General features: G+C 39.7%; 22 protein-coding genes and 1 pseudogene. 19 read left to right on the plus strand and 4 right to left on the minus strand.

Annotated elements, in window-relative coordinates; all coding sequences use genetic code 11:
• The 3 genes from V7164_RS08585 to V7164_RS08595 all read left to right on the plus strand — a co-directional run.
• A partial coding sequence (locus V7164_RS08585; RefSeq protein ID WP_335353892.1) for a YheC/YheD family protein occupies positions 1-825 on the plus strand: 825 nt, incomplete at its 5' end.
• A gap of 489 nt (positions 826-1,314) precedes the next feature.
• Positions 1,315-2,310: a hypothetical protein gene (locus tag V7164_RS08590; protein WP_335353893.1), complete on the plus strand. Its 996-nt coding sequence runs from the start codon at positions 1,315-1,317 to the stop codon at positions 2,308-2,310.
• Positions 2,311-2,474: 164 nt separating this feature from the next.
• Positions 2,475-3,371 carry a carbohydrate kinase family protein gene (locus V7164_RS08595; RefSeq protein ID WP_335353894.1) on the plus strand — a complete coding sequence of 299 codons (897 nt, stop codon included), beginning with the start codon at positions 2,475-2,477 and terminating at the stop codon, positions 3,369-3,371.
• Positions 3,372-3,500: 129 nt separating this feature from the next.
• Here V7164_RS08595 and V7164_RS08600 read toward each other — a convergent pair whose 3' ends face one another.
• The 4 genes from V7164_RS08600 to V7164_RS08615 all read right to left on the minus strand — a co-directional run bounded on the left by V7164_RS08600 (position 3,501) and on the right by V7164_RS08615 (position 7,472).
• Positions 3,501-4,217, minus strand: coding sequence for a 3-ketoacyl-ACP reductase (locus V7164_RS08600; RefSeq protein ID WP_335353895.1), 717 nt, complete (start codon positions 4,215-4,217; stop codon positions 3,501-3,503).
• A gap of 180 nt (positions 4,218-4,397) precedes the next feature.
• Positions 4,398-5,087: a hypothetical protein gene (locus tag V7164_RS08605; protein ID WP_335353896.1), complete on the minus strand. Its 690-nt coding sequence runs from the start codon at positions 5,085-5,087 to the stop codon at positions 4,398-4,400.
• A gap of 57 nt (positions 5,088-5,144) precedes the next feature.
• The gene (locus V7164_RS08610; RefSeq protein WP_335353897.1) at positions 5,145-5,813 is read right to left on the minus strand and encodes a hypothetical protein; all 669 of its coding nucleotides are present in this window, start codon (positions 5,811-5,813) and stop codon (positions 5,145-5,147) included.
• Between the two features lie 456 nt (positions 5,814-6,269).
• Positions 6,270-7,472: an MFS transporter gene (locus V7164_RS08615; RefSeq protein ID WP_335353898.1), complete on the minus strand. Its 1,203-nt coding sequence runs from the start codon at positions 7,470-7,472 to the stop codon at positions 6,270-6,272.
• 361 nt (positions 7,473-7,833) lie between these two features.
• On the opposite strand from V7164_RS08615, the gene V7164_RS08620 reads away from it, so the two are divergent.
• The 16 genes and pseudogenes from V7164_RS08620 (at position 7,834) to V7164_RS08690 (ending at position 24,985) form a co-directional block, all read left to right on the plus strand.
• Entirely contained in the window at positions 7,834-8,472 is a 639-nt protein-coding gene (locus V7164_RS08620) for a TetR/AcrR family transcriptional regulator (RefSeq protein ID WP_335353899.1), read from the plus strand.
• A gap of 153 nt (positions 8,473-8,625) precedes the next feature.
• Positions 8,626-9,768 (plus strand): acyl-CoA dehydrogenase, encoded by a 1,143-nt coding sequence (locus V7164_RS08625; protein WP_335353900.1) that lies wholly within the window; start codon positions 8,626-8,628, stop codon positions 9,766-9,768.
• Between the two features lie 18 nt (positions 9,769-9,786).
• Positions 9,787-11,424: an AMP-binding protein gene (locus tag V7164_RS08630; protein WP_335353901.1), complete on the plus strand. Its 1,638-nt coding sequence runs from the start codon at positions 9,787-9,789 to the stop codon at positions 11,422-11,424.
• 81 nt (positions 11,425-11,505) lie between these two features.
• A complete protein-coding gene (locus tag V7164_RS08635) occupies positions 11,506-12,864 on the plus strand; it encodes an acetyl-CoA carboxylase biotin carboxylase subunit (protein WP_335353902.1) in 1,359 nt (452 codons plus the stop codon).
• A gap of 13 nt (positions 12,865-12,877) precedes the next feature.
• Positions 12,878-13,090, plus strand: a complete 213-nt coding sequence (locus V7164_RS08640) for an acetyl-CoA carboxylase biotin carboxyl carrier protein subunit (protein WP_335353903.1) — start codon at positions 12,878-12,880, stop codon at positions 13,088-13,090.
• A 96-nt stretch (positions 13,091-13,186) separates the two neighbouring features.
• Complete coding sequence (locus tag V7164_RS08645) at positions 13,187-14,092, plus strand: hydroxymethylglutaryl-CoA lyase (protein WP_335353904.1); 906 nt, start codon at positions 13,187-13,189, stop codon at positions 14,090-14,092.
• A 545-nt stretch (positions 14,093-14,637) separates the two neighbouring features.
• Positions 14,638-16,176, plus strand: a complete 1,539-nt coding sequence (locus tag V7164_RS08650; protein ID WP_335353905.1) for an acyl-CoA carboxylase subunit beta — start codon at positions 14,638-14,640, stop codon at positions 16,174-16,176.
• Positions 16,177-16,294: 118 nt separating this feature from the next.
• Entirely contained in the window at positions 16,295-17,164 is an 870-nt protein-coding gene (locus V7164_RS08655; RefSeq protein WP_335347156.1) for a proline iminopeptidase-family hydrolase, read from the plus strand.
• A 578-nt stretch (positions 17,165-17,742) separates the two neighbouring features.
• Positions 17,743-19,179 (plus strand): hypothetical protein, encoded by a 1,437-nt coding sequence (locus V7164_RS08660; RefSeq protein ID WP_335353906.1) that lies wholly within the window; start codon positions 17,743-17,745, stop codon positions 19,177-19,179.
• 30 nt (positions 19,180-19,209) lie between these two features.
• Positions 19,210-20,244, plus strand: coding sequence for a hypothetical protein (locus tag V7164_RS08665; protein ID WP_335347154.1), 1,035 nt, complete (start codon positions 19,210-19,212; stop codon positions 20,242-20,244).
• A gap of 2 nt (positions 20,245-20,246) precedes the next feature.
• Positions 20,247-20,411: pseudogene (locus tag V7164_RS25675) on the plus strand (YkgJ family cysteine cluster protein); the annotation flags it as partial.
• Positions 20,412-20,507: 96 nt separating this feature from the next.
• On the plus strand, positions 20,508-20,948 hold the full coding sequence (locus tag V7164_RS08670; protein ID WP_335347153.1) for a hypothetical protein: 441 nt from the start codon (positions 20,508-20,510) through the stop codon (positions 20,946-20,948).
• Positions 20,949-21,141: 193 nt separating this feature from the next.
• Positions 21,142-22,203, plus strand: a complete 1,062-nt coding sequence (locus V7164_RS08675) for an LLM class flavin-dependent oxidoreductase (protein ID WP_335353907.1) — start codon at positions 21,142-21,144, stop codon at positions 22,201-22,203.
• A gap of 287 nt (positions 22,204-22,490) precedes the next feature.
• Positions 22,491-23,174 carry a nitroreductase family protein gene (locus tag V7164_RS08680; RefSeq protein ID WP_335353908.1) on the plus strand — a complete coding sequence of 228 codons (684 nt, stop codon included), beginning with the start codon at positions 22,491-22,493 and terminating at the stop codon, positions 23,172-23,174.
• Positions 23,175-23,247: 73 nt separating this feature from the next.
• Complete coding sequence (locus V7164_RS08685) at positions 23,248-24,726, plus strand: protein adenylyltransferase SelO (RefSeq protein ID WP_335347151.1); 1,479 nt, start codon at positions 23,248-23,250, stop codon at positions 24,724-24,726.
• 118 nt (positions 24,727-24,844) lie between these two features.
• Positions 24,845-24,985: a hypothetical protein gene (locus V7164_RS08690; protein WP_335347150.1), complete on the plus strand. Its 141-nt coding sequence runs from the start codon at positions 24,845-24,847 to the stop codon at positions 24,983-24,985.
• Positions 24,986-25,129 lie beyond the last annotated feature (144 nt).

Consider the following 25,129-nt stretch of genomic DNA (forward strand, 5'->3'; position numbering starts at 1 on the left):
AAAAAATCGACTTACAGATATTGGATAGAAAATATTGGAGAAAATCTATTTAATTATCCTTATGACTATTCGAACAAGTGGACTTTTTGGGTAAAATTGCATAAACACCAAGACATAAGGAAACATCTTCCTGAAACGGTTGCATATAAACAAATCGATCATGTTATACAAATGCTAAACAAATATGATGATGTATATTTAAAGCCGACAAAACTTTACTCTGGTAAAGGGATTTTTCATTTAAAGAAGGGAAAGGAAGGCTATCTTTTAACTGATAATAAAGGGAACAAGATTGTTATTTCATCTATTGAAGAACTGGAAATCATTTTACAAGAAAAAATGGTTAAAAATCAAAAATATATTGTTCAACAGGCAATACGGTATGATTATACCGGAAATAAAGTAGATTTTAGAATATACCTTCAAAAGGACACGACAAAGAAGTGGAAGTATACAGCAATGGAAACAAAAGTCGCAGAAAAAGGAAGCATTATTTCAAGTTCAACCAACAGAATTAAAATGATTCCAGGTGAAAAAGCTCTTGTGGAATTATTTAAATTAAATGGGGAAAAAACGCAGCAAAAGGTTCAAGAAATTACTCAACTATGTATGAATGCACTAAAACAATTAGAAAATAACCAAAATCACTTTGGTGACGCTGCAATTGATTTTGTGATCGATCATAATCATCATGTTTGGTTACTTGAAGTTAATTTTCATTATGCCGCAGAAATTAAGGCAAATCGAACAGCAGATGAGCAACAAGTACTGCCAAGCATCCTTCCAACACCTTTTGAGTATGCTAAAGCTTTAGCAGGATTTTAATTTTATATAAAGGGACGGGGGAGGGAAACAGGTTTCGTGTCTTTAACAATTTGGCTATTTTTCATCATTATCATTTATTGTTGGGTGAAATGCATTCCTCTTAGGGAAGAAGTTGCCAAATGGGAATCTGTGACGGTAATGTAGGAATACAGAGATATTAGAAACCTCTTGGGTGTCGTAAACAAGGGAAAATAATGGGGCCATTGTGGAAGTGAGCTGCTCCATTTTGGCCACAAGCAAAGGACATTTGAAGTGTATTGGAAAGTCGAAATGTCCGTCATCGGCTTAATAGCTGCCTGCGAAAAGGAAAGTAACTGGGATCATTGTTTTTTTATCATATTTGGGGCTAAATAAAGATAATTCATATGCCTTTTTTTATCATGTGAAACACTTCACATAATAGTCGATTTTAATCCATACGCAAAAGACATAATTGGGGTATATTATTAATGTAATCATATTGTTTATATGGAGAAGAGGAATATTGTTATGAAAAGGTTATTTCAACTTCTATTATTGTTAGGCATCATTGTTACTCCATTTTTTACGCATGCGCATGTAAAATGGTTCACAGAGCTGGCTCCACAAAAAGAAGCAATTGAAAACATATTATCGCCATTATTTATTTCTTTAGCCATTTTAGCAGCAATTGTGCTGGCTTTACTGGCGATTATTATTCCCAAAACAACGGAATGGAGCACAATCAAAAAAATTGATAATAGGCTGTCAAGCTTAAGAAAGTACAGCAGACATATCTTGAAATATGGAACTGCAGTTTCTTTAATTATCCAAGTAACGAATGGCACCTTGTTTGCACCAGAATTTCTTCTTGAAAATACATTCATTATTTACCTAGTTTGGGGAATAATTGGATTATTGCTAATTCCACATCACATTCCCACAAAACTTGGGGCATTTTTATTATTAGGCTTATTCGTTTTTATAACTATTGAAAACGGTATTTTTCACATGTTGGATTACGGATTTTATATCGCAATAATTGGTGTGTTACTAGTAGGGGATACGAAACTAGAGAATATTGGTTTTCCATTCTTATATTTAGGAACGGGTTTATCCCTATGTTGGGTAGCAGTTGAAAAGTGGGTATACCCAGCAATGTCTTTAGATATCGTCCTAAACCACCAAGTTCCAACTTTTGGTTTTGCTCCAGGTTCATTTATTGTAATGGCCGCTTTTATTGAGTTCGTGGTGGGATATTTATTAGTGGTCGGAATTTTGAATCGGGTTTTGGGATTTGTTGTTACTGTTATATTTATCATGACAACTATGTTATTTGGTATGACAGAAATCGTCGGTCATTTTATGATTCATATTGTATTAATCGTCTTTATTATTGAAGGGGTGTCCTTTTACAACCCTCCGATTAAAATGCATAATACTAAAGTCGATCAGTTTATCTTTGTATTTCTAAATTTTATCTTTGTTCTAGCTACATTTGTGTTAATCTATTATCGGTTTGCATGATATACTTGTTAAAAAGGTACTGAGTCAATAGTTGCTCGACTAATATCATTACTAAACTGAACATGTCGCTGGCATGTTCAGTCTTTTTTCATAAATGATGTACTTACACAACCATTGTTGGTGAAAAAAGACATGAAATCAATATTCCTCAAGGAGTAACAAAAATGTATAAAAATGGAATTGTTTCATTAGGAGAGGTCATAGTAGATATGATTTCTCAAGATAAAACGAATAAAAATTTTCAGCCGTTTCTCGGTGGGGCAACGGTTAATTTAGCTGTAGGCGTGAAAAGATTAGGTGTAAAATCCAATTATCTTTGTAAATTAGGTGTGGATGAAACAAGTGTATTCGTTGAGAAGGCATTTAAAAAAGAGGAGGTTTGTCTCGATTATTCTGTGCGTTCTTATACAAAGAAAGTTTGTTTAGTGTATGTTCAGCAGGATAGGAACGGTGATAGAGTGTTTCATTCATACGTGAATCCAACACCTGACGAATGGCTGACGGAAAATGAATTAGCGAAAGAGCTGTTTGAAACAGGAAAAATCTTTTATTTTGGGTCGGGGACGCTTTTTCATGAAACAGCTAGGAAGACTACAGAAAAGGCATTAGAGTATGCAAAGGAAACAAATTTATTAGTAGCATTTGATGTAAACATCCGCCAAAAACGATGGGAAAGCGAAGAAGAATGCAGGAAAACCATTTGTTCATTCCTGAATCGAGCCGATTTAGTTAAGATGACGGAAGAAGAACTGCTATTTTTAACAGAAACGAAAGTAATGGATGAAGCGATTAAAAAGATTAGTAAATTTAATATTCCTTATCTTTTTATTTCAAAAGGTTCAGCTGGGGCATGTGTTTACTATGAGGGTAAAGAGCTATGTGTGAAAGGATTGGAAGTAAAGGCAATTGATACAACTGGTGCGGGTGATGCTTTCCTAGCGGCGTTATTATTTTGTTTTCATGAAAAAGGCAGACCCGTCACGGATGTACAAATGGAAGAGTTTATTTATTTTGCAAATCAGGCTGGTGCAAATGCGACCACAAGGATTGGTGCTTTATAGTAGCATTCCGTGGTTTTGAAGAAAAGTGAACTGTTCCGATTTCAATCAAATGACAATAATAAATAATCCCCTGGATTTTTGAGGTCAGGTGGATTATTTTTATAAAAATTTATGCCTTTTATGTAATCATCATGGATTAGTCGCCCATAACCCTGCTGTTTTCACAAAAACTCGCGGATGTAGCTTTAAGCCAGCAACAATGAGTTCTGCGAGATCTTCTGGCTGCATGACATTGTCTGCATTTTCCTGAATCAGCTTGTTTTCAATGGCCAAGTCAGTGGCAACAGTGCTAGGTGTTAATGCTGTTACACGAATGTTATGCTTTCGAACCTCTAGCATTAACGACTCAGTTAGCCCTAACACCGCAAATTTTGATGCGCTATATGCGCTAGTAACAGGTGCTCCTTTTAGGCCGGCAGTTGAAGCAATATTTACGATATCACCAGATTTCCTGTCAATCATGTCCGGTAATATCGCTCTTGTCACATTATATACACCCATTAAATTAACGCGTACAATGTTTTCCCATTCCTCAGGTGTTAAATCAAGAAAACCGCCAAACTTTGCTACTCCCGCGTTATTGATAAGTATATCGATCGGTCCTAAATCGGACTTAATGTGGTCAACCGCGTGTTGAACCGATTCAAGTTCTGAAACGTTGGCTGCTGCCCCTGAAACCTTCACATCATATTGATTCAATTCCGCACTGACCTTTTCAAGATTTGACATGTTTAATCCAATTAATCCGATATTGACACCTTCTTTTGCTAATGCAATTGCAGTAGCACGGCCAATCCCTCTGCCAGCGCCAGTAATAAGGGCAGTTTTTCCGCTTAGTGAATTCATATGATCGCTCCTTTAAAAAAATTTAGGGCATCGATGTTACTAAAGTAAATAATTTTAATTAATGCTAGCCCATCAATTTATTATAGCGTAAAGGGTAAATTTAACAAAAAAATCCACCCTTTAGATAGAAGGGCTCAGGTGGATATTTTGCCCGTTATTTTAATACAAGTAAAAGCTTCATTATAATCTTGTATCTATAACAATTTGGCCATTTTTCATCATGATGATTTTTCCTTTACTTATTTGCTTATGATGATTATTAATATTTGAAGTTTGGTTATTCATTTTAGGGGAATACGGTGGACAATGATCACATAAAGAGATAATAAAGTCTTCATTTGGAACTAGTAAGATAAGAAGTAAAAGAAATACCGTATTTCCATTTTGATCAAATCCAGTTACCGTTAATGATATTAAGTCCAATAACATATCGTTAAAAACGATATTTTTCTCTAGAGCAAGTGTGAAAGTTCCTTGGATAATGATTTGAAATTCTTCGGAAAAAGCAGCAAGTGTTCCATTCCCTGCAGTAATCAATTTTGCACCATTGTCGGTTGTCATACATTGAGGCAGTACAACTGTTGTTGAGTTGAATGTTATATTTCCAAAAGCGAATGAAACCGTACTATCATGTATTCTGCATTTAGGACAAATATTTGCATTGAAAAGAAAAGTATCCTGTATATTTACTTTGCTTGAACACTCACATTTTTTTTTGATTCGATTACGTTTTTCGAGAGGAACATCCACATCTACTTTTAAAGTTGGGTGAAATACATTCCTATTGAAAAATTTGTTTTCATTCTGTTTATTATTCGTACAATTACATGGATCTTTGCCACAATGCGGGCAAATTCTTGATTTAGACAATGAAAAGCATCTCCTTTCTTACAAAGTAAGACAGATAAGATGAAGGTACTAAAAGTATTAGCCTTCAAGCTCTTTAACTTCTAATTCACCATTTTTCATCATTACAATCTTTCCATTTTTTATATCCATTGAAATGCTGTCTAATTTTGAAGGTTTGACATGCCTTTGGGAAGTCGTAGGACAGTCTTTGCATAATGTGATCATTAGCTCTTTATCTGGCACTTGTAAAACAGCTGCAAAAATATTAATATTTCCATTTTGATCTAAACCACCATTTGCAGTGAAAATAAGAAAATCGTTGCCTACTAAAGATTCTAATAGATTAAGGGTAAAACTTGCCTGAGAGATTGATTGATCAATAATAAGTGTTCCAACCCCTGTGGCATTCAATATAGTTCCTTGATTTTCAGAAATACATTGTGGCTTGTTAACTTTTGATGAGTTAAAAGCCATTCCAACTTCTACAACCGAAACAGTACTTCCATGAAGAGTGCAATTAGGGCAAATACTTGCAAGAAATGTCAGTGTTTCCTGCTGAGTGTTCACTCTGGCTGAACACTCACATTTTTTTCGGTCATTTTTATGTTTTTCTACGTCAATTTCGACTTTTACATTAACCGTAGGATTAAACACATTCCTATTCGTAAACTTGTTTTCATTCAGCTTGCTACTAGAACAAAAACAGTGATTTTTACCACATGAAGGACAGTTTTGTAATTTGGACAATCATAGCCATCTCCTTTCAACAAAAGTAATTTATTATATGGACGAGTTTACGTTATTGCTTGTATTCTTTTACTAAAGTGAATGGGGAAAATAGGTATTATTAACCTGGAGCTAAAGAAGAAAATTAATTCCTTCGCACCATTTAATGAAGGGCGTTACCTTTATAAACTTCCTAACGAATAGTGAAAGAAGTTTCCCTTTAGGGGGTATAGTGAGGGCAGAAGTAGATGGGAAGAGCAGACAAATGCATAACTGTATGGGGAACAAATATATGGCCCAATAAGGCTGGAAGTATCTGCTCATTCTTTACAATTTTTGTAGTTACACTCACCTAGTTAAAAACAGCAGTGTGTTCAATTAGCGGATAGCGTGAATCAAGTAAGGGCTGTCCCAAAAGTCAATGTTGACAATGGTACAGCCCCAGATTTTTATGGTTTTTCCGTTCGTATGTAAAGTTCAGGATGATTTATCTCTTTTAGCTTCTAATGTTACCGTTTTCTTGCTCCCAATTAGATACAATAACAAAATAATAATCATAAATGCTGCAGAATAACTAAAAGTCATACCGTACCCAACACTTTTTGCTAAGAACCCGAGACCAACTGATCCAATGGCCAAACCAAAATCAATAAAAATAAGAAGCATAGAATTGGCTGTTGCCTTTTTCTCGGGTGGAACAAGAGTTAATGCCCAAGCTTGGATAATTGGATGGATAATGGCAAAAGCGATTCCGAATAATGCCCCTGAAATCAAAACCATCACCATACTAGTAGAAAAGCCTAAAAGAATCAAACCTATAGCCCCTGAAATGGCGGCTGGAATAATAAGGATTCTGTGACCGAATTTATCGAAAATTTTACCAGAGAATGCCCGAAAGATGACCATAGCAATCCCTTGTGCGATAAAAAACTGTGAAATCCTTCCGCCAACATGAATCTCTTTACCAAATGCCCCCATAAAGTTAACTGTTCCTGCAATTGTAATATAATTGAACGATACCAAAATACATGGAAGAAGGACACGCTTATCGAACATGTACTTATAAAAAGGTTCATTATTTGTCGACTGTGGACTTTCCTTTTCTTTTTTTACCGTCGAATTCTTTGTGAAAAAACTGCACACAAGTGAAAAAAACATAAGTCCGAGAGTTATCATCATCATCGACCTAAATGAATAATTTGCAAGATAGGAAATTGCGATTAGTGGCCCAATTGTCGTCCCAACGCTTGTAGACATTGCGAAAAAAACAATGCCCTCACCTAACCGAGATTTAGGAACAATATTACTTGATATTGTAAAGACTAAAATCGTAAGCATACTAAATCCAATACCTTGTAGTGCTCGAATGAATATTAAAAATCCGATTGATTGGTTTACAAAAGTAAGACCGATTGTACCCAAAAAATAAAGTAGAGAAATAATGAGGAGCAATTTCATATTCACTTTTTGGATTATGACACTTGCAAAGAAGCGCGTAATGAGAGATGCCAACATTAAGGTCGTGGTCATGATTCCCGCAATCGCAGGGTTATCACTAATAGTTGATACAAAAATTGGGAAACCTGCTGTAATCATATAAAAAGCACAAAACATTACTAAAGACAATAAAATAATAATTACATATTGGTTAGTCCAAAGTTTAACTTTTCTTTTACCCATGGTATTTAAGACCGCCTTTCAAGGCTATTTCTAAAAAAAGTGGTAATTTATTAGTAAAAATTCCTTTTAAAACATGACAAGTTTATTTTTTCCTTATTATTTAAAATTATTTAGAGTTGTTTTCAATCAAAGAAAATCTAGGTACAGGCTGCATGATGTCTTTAAGGAAAAAGCGCTCTTAAATTTTATAAAATGGAATTATCGTAGCCATTCTTCATATAACCAAAAAATAATCCACCTTTGCAGTTACTTTAATTGTCCGACTCTATGTTGTTCTTTTCTGAATATTATCATCTTTTCTGAAATTTCAATTGATACTTCTAATCTGCTATGTTACTATATTTTTCAAAGGATGATGTATATGAAGAAGTTGCCACTCAAGGAAAGGATTGTTGAGACTGCACTCGTTTTGTTTGAAAAGCATGGCTACCATGGAGTGACGGTTGGCCAAATTGTTGATGAGTGCGGGACGTCTAAGGGAGGGTTTTACCACAATTTTAAATCGAAAGATGAATTGCTTTATCACATCCACGATATATTTATCTCCTATGTTCTCGATAAAGCCAGAGAAGCATATGATAATTTTGATACACCTGTTTCTCGTTTATGCGCCATCATTCAGTCTTTTACAAAAGTATTTGATTTATACAAACCTCATATTACTGTTTTTTACCAGGAAAGCACCTATTTAGTTGGAGATTTTCATCAGAAAATTAATGAAAAGCGTGATGAGTACCGGAAATTAATCGTACATGTAATAAAAGAAGGGCAGATAAGTGGCGATTTCCGCTCAGAAGTACCGGCTGAAATTTCTACGATGTCGATCATTGGTATGATCAACTGGACATACAAATGGTTTAGTAAAGAAGGTCCACTATCAATTGATGAAATTGCACTTGTATATAATGACTTGATTCTTCATTCACTTTTAACGGAAAAGGGCATGAAGGATGATGCAGTCAAAACATATTTACTCAAAAGTCAGCCTATATCATTCTAGCTGGCTATTAAAAAACAAAGGACAGACCGACTAGTCGGTATTTTCAATTGGAACAGCCATAACAAAGACCCGCACAACATGATCCCAATTCGAAGCATTACCTATACTCTATACAGACCAACTGGTCGGTCTTTAAAAAGAGGAGGAAAAAACATGAATTTCGAATTAACGAATGAACAGCAAATGCTTAAGGAAATGGTAAGGGATTTTGCAGAGAAAGAAATAAAGCCTTACGCAAAAGAAGTGGATGAAACTTCACAAATGCGCTATGAAATTTTTAAAAAGCTGGGAGAGCTTGGTTTACTGGGCATTCCTTTTCCTGAAAAGTATGGCGGTGCTGGCGGGGATACGACCTCTTATATCATTGCAGTGGAGGAAATTGGGAGAGCATGCGGCGGCACTGGATTAAGCTATGCAGCAAACACTAGCCTCGGGGCAAGCCCAATATATTATTTCGGAACTGAGGAACAAAAGCAGGAATGGCTTGTGCCGATGGCGAAAGGTGAAACGATGGGTGCCTTTGGTTTGACGGAACCGAATGCTGGATCCGATGCAGGCGGAACAAGAACAAAAGCCGTGCTTGATGGTGACGAGTGGGTCATTAATGGAGAAAAATGCTGGATTACGAATGCTGGCTACTCTAGGCAAGTTATTGTAACCGCTGTCACGGGTAAAAAAGACAATGGCCGCAATATTGTCTCTGCGATTATTGTTCCAACTGATGCACCGGGCGTAAGGATTTCCTGTAATTATGACAAAATGGGTGTCCGCGGTTCCAATACATGTGAAATTGTTCTTGAAAATGTGCGAGTTCCGAGGGAGAACTTGCTTGGCGATGAGAAAAAGGGCTTCAGCCAATTTTTATATACGTTAGATGGAGGAAGGATTTCGATCGCAGCCCTTTCTGTCGGTATTGCGCAGGCTGCCTATGAGAAAGCCCTTCAATATTCAAAAGAAAGGCAGCAGTTCGGGAAATCCATTTCTAACTTCCAGGCGATCCAGTTTAAATTGGCGGATATGGCGATGGAGATTGAATTGGCCCGTAATATGGTTTACAAATCAGCATGGCTAAAGGATCAAGGTAAACCATTTGGAAAGGAATCCGCCTTTGCTAAGCTTTACGCATCAGAAGCTGGTTTCCGCGTCTGCAACCAGGCAATCCAGATTCATGGCGGCTATGGCTATATGAAAGAATATGATGTTGAACGCCATTTGCGCGACATCAAATTAATGGAAATCGGGGAAGGCACGTCCGAAATCCAGCGTTTGGTCATTGCACGCCATTTAGGATGTTAATAGGCAGGAGGAAATAAAATGACCGAATTGATCCGAAAAAGTGTAGGGCAGCTTTTATCAGACCGAGCTAAGGAAATGCCAGACCATGATGCCCTTGTATATCCTGATCGGGGCCTCCGCTACTCATACTATGAATTCAATGCTGTATGTGAGCAGGTAGCAAAGGGCTTAATGGCACTTGGTATTCAAAAGGGAGAAAACGTTGCTGTTTGGTCGACAAATGTCCCGGAATGGGTAAGCCTGCAATTTGGCACAGGAAAGATGGGTGCTGTATTAGTCACGGTCAACACGAACTACCGCTCCTCAGAACTTGAATATCTATTAAAACAATCAGACAGTACTACACTCTTTTTAATTGAAGATTATAGAGGGAATTCTTATATCGACACCATTTATGAGCTGTGTCCAGAACTGAAAACATCTGAACCTAGAAAACTTGAGTCGAAAAGACTGCCATTATTGAAGAACGTGATTATTCTTGGTGAAAAGAAGTACGATGGAGCCTACAACTGGTCCGATATCATTGACTTAGCTAGTCAAGTTACAGATGAAGAATTAAAGGAGAGAATGGCCACTTTGGAGCCAGATGATGTTATTAATATGCAATACACATCCGGCACCACGGGTTTTCCAAAAGGAGTCATGCTGACCCATAGTAACTTGACAAATAATGGTTATAACATTGCGAAGTGTATGGAGTTAACGAACCAGGATCGGCTCTGTATTCCTGTTCCATTTTTCCATTGCTTCGGTTGTGTCATCGGGACGCTAGCCTGTGTCAGTGTTGGGGCAACGATGGTACCTGTTCAAGAATTCGACCCTGAAACGGTGTTGCGTACAGTTGAACAAGAAAAATGCACAGCACTTCACGGGGTACCGACAATGTTTATCGCTGAGCTCAATCATCCTAATTTTGCAAAATATGACCTTTCCACGCTTCGTACTGGGGTAATGGCTGGTTCCAATTGCCCGGTCGAAGTGATGAAAGCTGTTATGGACAAAATGAATATGACGGAAATTACGATTTGCTACGGTCAAACTGAAGCATCTCCGGTCATAACTCAGACTCGGACAGATGATCCGTTCGAGCTGCGGGTAGAAACGATTGGCAGAGCTCTTCCGAATGTAGAAGTAAAAATTGTGGAACCTGGAACGACCAACGAACTGTCAGCTAATCAACAAGGCGAGCTTTGCACGAGGGGCTACCATGTGATGAAGGGCTATTACAGGAATGAAGATGCAACGAGGGAGGCCATTGATGAAGATGGCTGGCTTCATACAGGTGATTTAGCTGTTATGGATGAAAATGGCTATTGCCGGGTTACAGGCCGCCTGAAGGATATGATTATCCGAGGTGGAGAGAACATCTATCCTCGGGAAATCGAAGAGTATCTTTATACCCATCCGAAGGTGCTTGACGCCCAAGTAATCGGGATTCCTGATGAGAAATACGGCGAAGAAGTAATGGCTTGGCTGATTTTGAAGTATGGCGAAACGGCAACTGCTGAAGAAATCAAGGAATATTTTAAAAACAAAGTGGCACGCCACAAGATTCCTAAATATATCAATTTTACGGATGCCTACCCTATGACTGCTTCCGGAAAAATCCAAAAGTTCAAGCTTCGTGAGCAGTCTATTAATCAATTAACCATTTGACGAAGTGCAAGGGGTAAGTGTCCCACTGCATGGTTAGATCTATAAAAACAATTAACCTAGCAACCGAAAGGAGTGATGTTCTTGTTTTCAAAAATATTGATCGCAAACCGCGGCGAAATCTCTTTACGGGTGATTCGTACATGTCAAAAGCTTGGGATTAAAACTGTTGCCATTTATTCAGAGGCTGATGCTGATTCGCTTTTCGTTCGAAACGCAGATGAAGCCTATTGTGTGGGCAAGCCCCAAGTAAACCAGAGTTATTTAAATGTCGACGAAATAATTCGGGTTGCTAAAGAAAGTGGGGCAGAGGCCGTTCATCCAGGTTACGGACTTTTGTCGGAAAATGTGGCATTTGCAGCAAGATGCAAGAATGAAGGCCTTGTTTTTATCGGCCCAGCACCTGAAATTATTGCTTCAATGGGCAGCAAAATTGAAGCGCGCAAGATGATGAAGGAGGCGGGAGTGCCGATCATTGAAGGCATTAACACCCCTCTTGCAGACGAAGATGAAGCCAAATTGGCTGCCGAAAAAATTGGTTACCCTCTTATGCTGAAGGCATCTGCAGGCGGTGGCGGTATCGGAATGCAGCTCGTCCATTCGGAGGAGGAGCTTGTTAAAGCGTTCGCCGGTAATCAAAAGCGGGCAGAGTCCTTTTTTGGTAACGGGGCTATGTTTCTAGAAAAATATATTCCAGAGCCACATCATATTGAAGTTCAAATACTGGCTGATACGTATGGAAATGTTGTACCGCTTTGGGAGAGGGAATGCTCTATCCAACGCCGCAATCAGAAGGTAGTTGAAGAAGCACCGTCCCCTTTTATTAGCGAAGATACACGCTTGAAAATGCTGGATGCAGCTGTTTTAGCAGCAAAGCATATTGGCTATTCAAACGCAGGGACGATTGAGTTTTTAGTAGATAAAGAGCAAAATTATTATTTCCTTGAAATGAATACAAGATTGCAAGTTGAGCATCCAGTTACAGAAGAAATTACCGGCCTCGATCTTGTAGAGGAACAGCTGAAAGTGGCCGCAGGTCAACCGCTTTCTTTTACCCGTGAAGAGGTAATACGGAAGGGGCATGCCATTGAGGTCAGGATCTATGCAGAAGATCCAAACACCTTTTTCCCATCGCCTGGAAAAATAACCGAATTCCAGCTGCCGGACGGTGAAGGAATCCGGAATGAATGTGCAATTGAAGCAGGTTCTCAAGTGACACCCTTTTATGATCCGATGATTGCTAAATTGATAGCATGGGGTGAAACAAGGGATGAGGCTGCTGCACGAATGAAGACGGCCCTCGAAAATTATAAAATTGTTGGGATTAAGACAAATATCCCGATGCTGCTTAAAACTGTAACTCATGAGCAATTCCTATCAGGTTACACAACGACCCAATTTGTAAACGAATATTATTTACCGTTCATTACATCAACTAAGTGAGGAGAAATGACAAATGGCGAAAATCGAAGCAAGTATGGCAGGAAATGTGTGGAAGGTATTAGTTAAAGAAGGTGACGTGGTGAAGGCGGGTCAGGACGTAGTCATCCTCGAATCTATGAAAATGGAAATTCCGATTGCGGCTGAAGAAGATGGTATTGTGACAAAGGTCTATGCCCAGGAAGGGGAATTTGTAAACGACTCTGATTTGCTTGTAGAAACCGAGTAGGGTACAAGCTGATTATGATTGATTAAAGTCCACTGGGGTGCTATGCGAATTTAGAGTGGACTTTAAGAACGGTCATAAAAGCATCGAGGGGGTGAAATGTTGAAACTGCCAGAAAAAGTCACGATTAAAGAAGTAGGGCCGCGTGATGGACTGCAGAATGAAAAAAGGCTTGTTCCAACGGAAGATAAGATCTCATGGATTAATTCGCTTTCAGAAACGGGGCTTTCCTATATTGAGGTTAGCTCATTTGTTCACCCTAAATGGATTCCTCAGCTGGCTGATGCCTACGATGTACTTAAGACCATTAAAAGAAAACAGGGCGTCACTTATGCCGTCCTCGTTCCTAATCTTAAAGGGCTTGAACGTGCACTAGAAGCAGGTATCGATGAAGTGAGCGTCTTCATGTCCGCAAGTGAGGGACATAATCAAAGCAATATCAATAAGTCGATAGAAGAAACATACCCCATTCTTGAAGAAGTAGTTAAGGAAGCAAAACAAGCTGGAAAATCTGTCCGAGGCTATGTGTCTACGGTAATTGCCTGCCCGTATGATGGAGCCGTTGCCCCATCAAAGGTTAGGGATGTTGCGGACCGACTGTTTTCAATGGGCATTGATGAGCTTTCGCTCGGTGAAACGATTGGGGTTGGTGTACCGAGTCAGGTGGAAGCCCTTTTGGAAGAGCTTTTGCCGCATTTCGATTCTGGAAAGCTTGCGATGCATTTCCATGATACAAGAGGAACGGCACTTGCCAACATAGTAAAATCCCTTGAAATGGGCATAACCATTTTTGATAGTGCGCTTGGCGGATTGGGCGGATGTCCTTATGCGAAAGGCGCGTCAGGGAATGTTGCTACGGAGGATTTGCTGTATTTGCTTCATGAAATGGGGATTGAAACAGGGATCAACCTTGAGCAACTTTTAAAATCGGCCCTGTTGATTGAAGGTACACTTGGAAAAAAATTAAAAAGTCGACAGATGGATATCTATCACGCTGGACGATAAGAGAGCTTCGTGTATATGACGAGCGTTTTGCTAGATTACAGGTGAAACGCGTACTATGGGAAGTTCATAGCGCTCGTTTTTCAAGGGACTAGGTGAAAACACGCACTATGAGGGGTTCATATTGCTCGTTTTTCAAGGGTCCAGTTGATAACGGTCACTATGAAGTGTTCATAACGCTCGTTTTTCAAGGGTCCAGTTGATAACGGTCACTATGAAGTGTTCATAACACTAGTTTTTCAAGGGTCCAGGTGAAAACGCTCACTATGAAGTGTTTATAACACTTGTTTTTCAAGGGTCCAGGTGAAAACGCTCACTATGAAGTGTTCATAACGCTTGTTTTTCAAGGGTCCAGGTAAAAACGCTCACTATGAAGTGTTCATAACGCTCGTTTTGCAAAGGTACAGATGAAAACACAAACTATAAAGCGTTTAATGAACGTCTATCATACCCCAAGAAAGAAGAACATGAAGTTCAGGGAATGCATTGATACTTTAACTGGATCTAATGATGCAGTTTTATAAGGTAGAAATTAAGGAGGGTGCAAAATGAATGAAACCGAAGCAAAATCCGAATATCAAATAAAAAAAGATTCTGTCCTGCAGGGTGGTCATGAAAAATACCATGAAAAAAATCAGGAAAAAGGGAAACTCTTTGTCCGAGAGCGCCTGAATATGCTGTTTGATAACGGTTTGCAGTCAGAGGATGGGATGTTTGCTAATATCCTTGCGGGCGATCTTCCGGCAGACGGTGTTGTCACTGGAATTGGCAAAATCCATGGGCGCACCGTTTGTGTAATGGCGAATGACTCGACCGTCAAAGCCGGTTCCTGGGGGAAAAGGACCGTAGAGAAAATTATCCGCATTCAGGAGACAGCTGAAAAGCTTCGCTGTCCGCTTCTATATTTAGTAGACTCAGCCGGTGCCCGTATTACCGATCAGCTGGAAATGTTTCCAGGCCGCAGAGGGGCAGGGCGCATTTTCTACAATCAGGTTAAGCTTTCAGGAAAAGTGCCACAAATCTGCCTATTGTTTGGACCTTCTGCAGCTGGCGGCGCGTACATTCCGGCATTTTGCGATATTGTCGTCATGGTTGAAGGCAATGCTTCCATGTACCTTGGATCCCCACGCATGGCCGAAATGGTAATCGGGGAAAAAGTAACGCTTGAGCAAATGGGCGGGGCCAAAATGCATTGCTCTATTTCTGGCTGCGGCGATGTGCTTGCGAAAACTGAAGAAGAAGCTATCGCATATGCCCGCAAATATTTAACTTATTTTCCAAATAATTTTTCCGAAATGCCTGCAAAAGCGGAAGCAAAACCACCGGCAGCATTCGAAAAAACAATTGAGGAACTGATTCCAAAAAACCAAAATGCGCCGTTTGATATGTACCAGTTGATTGATCGCTTAATCGATGAGGGGTCAATGTGTGAAATTAAAAAGCTGTTTGCGGCTGAATTAATCACATGCCTTGGGAGGATCAATGGCCAGCCAATTGGGATCATCGCCAACCAGCCGCGTGTCAAAGGCGGAGTCCTGTTCCATGACAGTGCAGATAAAGCAGCAAAGTTTATCAATCTTTGCGATGCTTATCATATTCCGCTCCTTTTCCTTGCTGATGTGCCAGGGTTTATGATTGGCACAAATGTGGAGAAAGCAGGAATCATCCGCCATGGTGCGAAAATGATTTCCGCGATGAGCGAGGCGACTGTTCCGAAGATGACTGTTATTGTCCGTAAGGCCTATGGGGCTGGATTGTATGCAATGGCCGGACCTGCTTTTGAACCGGACTGCTGCATTGCGCTACCGACAGCTTCGATTGCCGTTATGGGTCCTGAGGCGGCCGTCAATGCCGTTTATGCGAATAAAATCGCTGAGCTGCCAGAAGAGGAAAGAGCTGCCTTCATTGCTGAAAAGCGTGAAGAATACCGTGAAGATATCGATATATACAGACTCGCTTCCGAATTGATTATTGACGATATCGTAGAACCAAACCGTTTGCGCGATGAACTTGGAGCCCGACTTGATGTTTATATGTCGAAATATCTCGTGTTCACTGAGCGCAAGCATGGTGTTTATCCCGTATAAGGCGAAACAGATGGACAGATGTTTGTCCCGATTTATAATAGGAGAAGGGCCCAGATCTGGTGTCAGGATGAATTTAGATCGGCCCCTTCAAAACGCCAAAGTTTAGGGGGATAAATATATGGCAATCCAAGAAGGATTTATTGAAGTAACAGGCGGAAAGGTATGGTATCAGCTGCATGATAGCAACTCTAACAAAACGCCGGTCATAATTTTACATGGAGGTCCAGGCTCGTCTCATTATTCCTTGCAGAGATTAAGAGTGCTTGCGGATGAGCGTACGGTCATTTTTTATGATCAGTTAGGCTGTGGGAAGTCAGACCGGCCTAAAGATGAATCATTATGGACGATAGATCGCTTCGTTGAAGAATTAGGGCAGATTAGAAAAGCACTTTCACTTGAACAGCTCCATATTCTTGGACATTCTTGGGGGACGACCTTAGGAGCTGCTTATTTATTAACTAAGCCTGAGGGAGTAAAAAGTGTTATTTTTTCAAGTCCATGTTTAAGCGCACCTCTTTGGGCAGAGGATCAGGAACGAAATCGTTCCTTATTGCCGGAAGATATTCAAGCTACATTAAGAGAATGCGAGGAAAATGGGACAACAGATTCAGAAGCATACCATAAGGCCACTGCAGAATTTAATAAGCGGTTCGTTTGCCGTCTTGATCCTTTCCCTGAGTTTTTAAAACAGGGAGCACAGTACAAAAATCCAGAAGTGTACAATATCATGTGGGGGCCATCAGAATTCCATGTTACCGGCAATTTGAAAAATTTTGACTGTACAGCCCGTTTGAATGAAATACATATTCCGGCACTATATACATGTGGCCGCTATGATGAAGCGACTCCACAATCAACGGAATATTTCAGCAAACTAACTCCAAATGCGAAATTACATGTGTTTGAGAACAGTGCTCATATGCCTTATCTGGAAGAAGAAGTAGAATATTTAAATGTAATCCGATCATTCTTAAATAGTGTGGAGTAAAAACAGAACATGGGGAAATAGACCCCAACCATTGGACCGGACATGAATCTAGCATGATCGGTCCTTTTTCGATTGTAAATTAGAACTACTAGATCAATTGTTAAAGATTATCCACTCATTGCGGACCATTCTTATCTAAGTGATTCTGTATATAACAATGTGAAGTACTGTCATTTTGGCGAGTCATGCGCTGAACGGCTTCTTACATGCCCTCGATTTTTCAATTGCCTTTTGGGACCAGAGAAAAACCATAAGGTAAATATACCTAACCCCTCCAAATGTTTCTTTGTGATTCTATGGTAAAATAGGAAAAAAGTTTTTCTTTATTTATTAAATGTTGTAATATTTATATAGACTTTTAGACTATAAGGACACAAAATGGAAGAATTGCTCCATAGTTTCTCCTATTAAGAAAAGGATACATATTAACCTTTCCTAATAAGATCCGTGAAAGGATATTACTATTATGAATAATAAATAAAGAGGATAAAAAAAATCATAGTGGCTTTATCGATTCCGTCATAGGCTCAACAACAACCGAAAATGTTGAAAGATTTGGCCGGGCAGCATCCGAATATTTGAAAGGCTATAACGGCGTTGTAGATGAAAGTGGAAATATCGTAAAAAAAGGGCTTAAACATGTATCTGATTCCAAGGTTCATCCTGACTTTCAATACCAAAATATTAAACAGCAGTCGGGTTTTTCTGCTGAAATTCATTATACTGATCACACAAATGCAGAAAATATTATTAATCGAAATCAAACTCGTGTACATCGCTCTAATGATATCGGCAGAGGAAATGATCCCGTATTTGATATTTTATCAGTTGATGATCATGGAAATCCGACTTGGGGTGCGCAAATGAAGTTTTGCGGAAAATTTGGTACTCCTGAGGAGATAAAAGCAAGCTCAGAAGCTCTAGTCAAAAAAATGACTGGAGACAAATGGGAAAGATATAGAGGAAACAAAGTTTTAGTCCCAAAAGAACAATATGATATCGCGAAAAAGTATGCTGAGGACACAGCGAAAAGTTTGACTGATCAGGCAGATCAATTTAGACAACAAGGCCATGTTGAAAAGGCGGATTTACTTGATCAAAAGGCACAAAAATACTTGCAAGTATCCAAAGATTTAGAAAATAGCGGTATTACCTCTGAAGAAGCCATTTTTATCCGTGAACATCCAAAGCTAGCCACTGCCAAATATGTAGCTAAAACCGCACATCGTTCCGGGATGGAAAATGCGAAGAGTGCTGCGGTTATTTCAGTTGCTATCTCTTCAGCCCAAAATGTGGCAAGAATTATTCGTGGGGATAAAAGTGCTAAAGAAGCGGTCAAAGATGTTGCTAAAGATACGGCAAGTGGTGCTGTAACGGCTTATATCATTGGGGCAGGTGATACCGCTATTAGGGGATTTATGGCAGCGAGTAAAAAGAGTGTCTATGTCCATTTGTCAAAATCGAATGTGCCTGCGATGATTGCAACGACTGCCGTTCAAGTAAGTAAATCACTGATTCGTTATGCGAAAGGTGAGATTAATAGCCTTCAACTTGCAGAAGAACTTGGGGAAAAAGGGACAGGAATGATGGCAGCAAGCTTTGGTGCCGCAGTTGGAACAGCCATTTTCCCTGGGGTTGGCACAATAATTGGCGGGATGGTCGGCTATATGACAAGCTCTACCATTTATCAGGCTTGTATGCAGGTTTTACATGAAGAGAAGGTGTCACTATCGAGAAGGAATCAAATTCGATCCATTGCAACAGCAGCAATAGAAGCGATGGAACATCAAGGAAATGAATTATTAGCGTTAGTGAATGAATTTTATTCGAATAGATCCAAAGTGTTTTCAGAGAGTCTACTAATGATAGATTCTGCAGCGAAGGATAGCAATTTGAATCAATTTACAGCAGGCCTTAACCAAATAGCACTTGAAATGGGAGGCGCACTGCAATTTAAAGATTTCAATGAATTCAATCAATTTATGATGGATAAAGAAGCCGTCTTAGATTTTTAAATCTAAATATTACAACTGGAGGAATTAAATATGCCATTACCATTAGTCCCAGCAATTATTGCAGGAATCGCAGCAGCGACAGCGGCAACAGGAGTTAAAAAAGGGTTAGATGCAAAACGTGATATGAGTGAGGCCAAATCCCTCAACGCTACCTCACAAGAGATGGCCAAGGAAGCTGAAAAATTTATTGAAATGGCAAAAGAGAACACAAATGAAGCCATTACTATTTTAGGACAGGAAAAAATTCGCATCCTGACAACATCCATTAATGAATTTGTTATTCACTTTGAAAAGATTAAAAATATTAATCTCAAAAATAGTGAAGGGATCGATGAACTGAAAAATTTCAATCCATCCAGTGAAAGCTTTAAGCAATTAAAGGAAGCATCCTTTGAAGCAAAGCAGGTAGCGATTAATGGGATTGCTGCAATTGGATCGGGAGCCCTACTTGCCTATGGAACATATAGTGTAGTGATGGGGGGACTTGGCGGTCTTTTAGTAACCGCTACAACGGGTACGGCTTTAACATCCTTGACAGGCGTTGCAGCAACCAATGCAACATTAGCATGGCTTGGCGGCGGAGCATTAACAGCCGGCGGTTTTGGCATGGCTGGCGGGATGGTTGTATTGGGTGGTTTAGTAGCAGGTCCTGCACTCGCCATTGGGGGAACTATTTTTGCAAGCCAAGCGAAAGCTGCATTAAATGATGCTTATGGAAACTTTGATAAAGCTAAAGTATTTAAGAAACAGGCGAAAAATATCGGCATTGCATTAAAAGGAATTTTCACGCGTGCGAATCAATTAACGGAGCTATTGCAAAAATTGGATACCCATTTTTCTCAGCAAGTAATGAGAATGAAAGACATCATCCAGCGCCGGGGTCTGGATTGGCAGGATTACACAATAAATGAACAGCAGGACATTTATAAATGTGTTCAGTTAGCGCAGACCATTAAACTTATCCTAGATACTCCTTTATTGAAGCAGGAAGGCCAATTAGATGAGGCTACTAATAAAGTTCTTGAGGATGGAAATAAATATTTGCAAATGCTAGCACAAGTTTAGAGATGTTTCATTGTGATCAATGCGGTTTGTGCTGTAAAGCTGTCGGTTCATCTGAGATTTATCAGCATTTAGACCGGGGTGATGGAATTTGCATCCACTTTAATATAGATACGAATTTATGCAGCATTTATGAAAATCGCCCGCTTATTTGCCGGGTAGATGATGCGTATGAGGAATTTTTTAAAACAAAAATCACAATGGACGAGTACTACAGGATAAATTATCGATCATGTGAGATTTTGAAGGAAAGGGAGAATACGAGAGTGAGCGATATAAAGGATGCATTGATTAATAAATTTGAGGAGATATTTGGGTACACACCTGGGGATGATTATGCTCCTCGCGTTAAAAATGCACGTGATATTATTTGTCAGGGAAAATACAAAAAAGAAGATATGATTGATATTACAGATACAAGTTTATCGAGTAATGGAAAAGCCGGCTTAGTGTTAACAATCGATTCTGTTTGTGTTAAGGATGCCGCTAACAGTACATCTAAATTCATTGCTAAATATGAGGATATCGATTATACATATATGAATGAAGACAGATTTCTAGGCGTTGATATTACAGCTTTGGAACTAAACATGAAATACGATAAAACATACAGAATCAGCATTGACGCGATTAACAAAGCCAAATTAATTGAATTTATCGACTATGCAATCAGCCTTTATCAAGAAGATGAAGAATTAGTGTGGTAAATGGATCATAGGGACGGGTACCCCGTCCTATTTCATTGCTTTTAAAATCAGGTCATTGATACAATAAATAGTATGTAAACCAATAACGAATGTTTATATTCTGATTTGATTTAAGCAATTAAGAACGATTTAAATTCAATCAATATTCGAAGAAAGATATGTGCTTTAGTATCGAAAAAAGGAGAATTTCTAAATGGAAATTGGAATAAGTACGTTTGTCGAGACGACACCAGATGTCAAAACGGGTGAGGTAATCAGTCATGCACAACGCATCCGTGAAGTAGTTGAGGAAATTGTATTGGCGGATCAGGTAGGTTTGGATGTGTTTGGAGTGGGTGAACATCATCGCGAGGATTTTGCTGCTTCCTCTCCAGCAGTTATCTTAGCTGCCGCCGCTTCCCGGACGGAGAAAATTCGTCTAACGAGTGCTGTTACAGTGCTTTCTTCAGCCGATCCAGTTCGTGTGTTTCAAGATTTTGCAACAGTTGATGCCATTTCAAATGGCCGTGCAGAAATAATGGCCGGCAGGGGATCATTTATTGAATCATTTCCATTGTTTGGCTATGATTTAAAGGATTATGATGAGCTATTCGAAGAAAAATTAGAGTTGTTGCTGAAAATTACTGCATCAGAAAAAGTGACATGGAAGGGCGGTCACCGGCCGGCTATTCATGATCGCGGCGTGTATCCTCGGCCGGTCCAGGACCCATTGCCAGTATGGATTGGAAGCGGTGGAAATTCCGAATCGGTTGTTCGTGCTGGTCTGCTTGGATTGCCCCTCGTACTCGCAATTATTGGCGGAAGTCCGCTACAATTTGAGCCGCTTGTACAGCTTTATAAAAAAGCAGCAACTCATGCTGGACATGATTTGTCCAAGCTGTCTGTTGCTTCGCATTCTCATGGTTTTATTGCTGAAACTTCAGAAGAAGCAGCGGATAAATTTTTCCCTTCCACTCAGCAAGTGATGAATAAATTAGGAAGAGAGCGCGGATGGGCTCCTTATACTCGGTCCACTTTCGATGCTGCACGCAGACTAGAAGGTGCCCTGTATGTTGGTGACCCACAAACAGTTGCTGACAAAATCATACACCTAAGGAAAAACGTGGGCATCACTCGTTTCATGCTTCATGTCCCAGTTGGCACGATGCCCCATGATGAGGTTATGAAAGCAATTGAGCTTCTCGGAAAAGAAGTCGCCCCAATGGTGAAAGAAGAAGTTGATAGATGGGAAGCGGAGATGGAAGGTCGAAAATAAGATTAGTTGTTCATCATGTGGTAATTTAGATTTCACTTTAAGTGGGATCTATTTTTATGCTTTAAAATAGTTTGGAAGCTGCCAGTACCAGATTTATCCTTCAACAACGGATTGTTTAGTATGATTAATCGAACTTGTGAGCGAGAAGGATGCATATCTTAATGCCTGCTGAATTAGTATGGAATAGGGGGAAAACATGGAAGTTATATAATAGTCGAATGTGAACCTGCCACTACGTATCGCATATAAAGGAGTATAGTGACAAATTTTGAAGGGGGTACATAAACATGGACATCTTTACTGCAATTTCCACAAGAAGAAGCATTGGGGTTGTTAAACCAGACCCTGTGCCTAAGGAGCATATTGAAAAGATATTGGAAGCTGGTACATGGGCGCCGTCCCATTATCGTACTGAGCCATGGCGATTTTTTGTTTTAACTGGTGACGCGAGAAAAAATCTTGGAAAGGCGATGGCATCATTTGCAAAGAAAAGTCTAGATGATCCACTAAGTGATGAAGGAAAAGAGAAATTGGAAAAGACTGCGCAAAAAGCTTTAAGGGCTCCAGTTATTATTGCAATTGCAGTGGAACCAACTATTAATGGGAAGGTATTAGTAAACGAAGAACATGCCGCGGTCCATGCTGCGATTCAAAATATGCTTCTTGCAGCCCACGCTCTTGGCTTAGGAGCGATCTGGAGAACCGGAAAGGTTTGCTACTCGTCTGAGATTAAGCAATTTTTTGGGCTTGGGGAACATGCTTTGATGCTTGGTTTTATTTACATCGGCTATCCAAGTATGAAAGAATTGACAGGGAAAAGAAAAAGTATTACCGAAGTAACAAAGTGGNNTGGATGTAGGGACTCATTGTATATCTTAAAGGCAATCCTTCATCGAAAAAATAGGATAGTGAACCACTCAATGTCCATGCACAAAAGGTATAATAAACTTGGAGTGGCAGACATTAAATAGGCAGGATTTTTAGTATTTGATGTTCATTTTTGTGCAAATGAAAAAAGGTTAGAAAGGGAGGGATAGTGTACATATGACAAATAAGGAAGATGAAGCTGCAGCTGCTGGTTGGAATTTTAACAATAGTTATGCCCAATTACCGCCACCATTTTTCACCAGCCTTAAACCAACACCTGTGCGCTCACCAAAAATGGTCATTTTTAATGAAGCATTGGCGGAGGCATTGGGGTTAAATGCTAATTCTCTGCAAAATGAAGAAGGAGCTGCAGTGTTTGCTGGCAACCGCGTTCCTGAACAGGCGCATTCACTTGCTCAAGCCTATGCAGGTCATCAATTTGGCCATTTTACAATGTTAGGAGATGGACGTGCCATTCTGATTGGTGAGCAAATGACTCCTAAGGTGGAGCGATTTGACGTACAGCTTAAAGGTTCGGGGAGAACACCCTATTCGCGCGGGGGAGATGGACGTGCAGCGTTAGGGCCGATGCTTCGTGAATACATTATCAGTGAAGCTATGCATGCACTAAGGATTCCAACAACCCGAAGCCTAGCCGTTGTGACAACGGGGGAAAAGGTGATTCGCGAAACAGATCTTCCTGGTGCTATTCTTACCCGTATCGCTGCAAGTCATCTGCGCGTTGGAACCTTTCAATTCGCTGCAAACTGGAGACCAGTAGAAGAATTAAGAATCCTTGCTGACTACACGATAAATCGTCATTATCCAGAAATTGAACTGGATGAAAATCGATATCTTACACTTCTTCAGCAATTGATCAAGCGTCAAGCCGCATTGATTGCTAAATGGCAATCAGTTGGCTTTATACACGGAGTGATGAACACTGATAACATGACCATCAGTGGGGAAACGATTGATTACGGCCCTTGTGCCTTTATGGATGTGTACGATCCAGATACAGTGTTTAGTTCTATTGATAGACAAGGACGCTATGCCTACCGCAATCAGCCAATTATTGGCGGGTGGAACCTTGCACGTTTTGCGGAAGCCATTTTACCATTGTTGCATGAGGATGAAGAACAGGCTCTTAAGCTGGCGCAAGATGAGATTTCCAAATATAGTGAAATCTATCAATCATATTGGCTTGCTGGCATGAGGGCAAAACTTGGATTAACGAATGAAGAACCAGGAGATACCTTATTAATAGAAAACCTTTTGAGCATTATGCAGAAGGTCAAGGCTGATTATACAAATACTTTTCGTGCTTTAACATTAGACAAGATGGAGAATTCTCTGCTTTTTGGCACACCTGAATATAATCTGTGGCATGAGCTCTGGGAGGCGAGATTGACGAGGCAGCAAACATCGATGGAAGCCACTCAACAGTTAATGCGTAACAGTAATCCCGCTGTCATCCCGCGAAACCACCGGGTGGAGGAAGCACTTGAGGCTGCAGTTAAGAATGGGGACTACAATGTGATGGAACGATTGCTCCAAGCTCTTTCAAATCCATTCGCCTATACAACTGAACAGAATGTATACTGCACAATACCTGATCCATCAAAGCTTCCGTACAGAACCTATTGCGGAACTTGATGCATCGTGAAAATTAAGTAATAAATAAATTGTAAAATCAATCAAATGAGATTAATTTTAATAATTTCAAGCAAAATAAGAGGGTGTTAATTGAATTTTTTTAAGGGAGGTTTTTTAGGTGGCAAAAAACAAGCAAACACCCTCAAGTCAAGTCGATCAAAAGCAATTACTCGAGGACAAAGTAGAAGCTCAGCGAAAAAATGGATTTGAAGACAATCATGTTCGCCGCGTAACGTCTAATGGTGCACAGGGTCAATAAATTGGAAAAATCTAGAGCGTTGCAGGGTAATGATTTCCGCTTATAGTAAATTTCAGCCTATACGGGAACCAATGGACCAGAATGCTGCCCGTCCCTTGCTTTTGTAACCGATCATGGGCATCAATCCAGGGTAATGGTTCCCGC

It is taken from the genome of Bacillus sp. JJ1474, assembly GCF_036965225.1.
Classification (GTDB): domain Bacteria; phylum Bacillota; class Bacilli; order Bacillales; family Cytobacillaceae; genus Cytobacillus.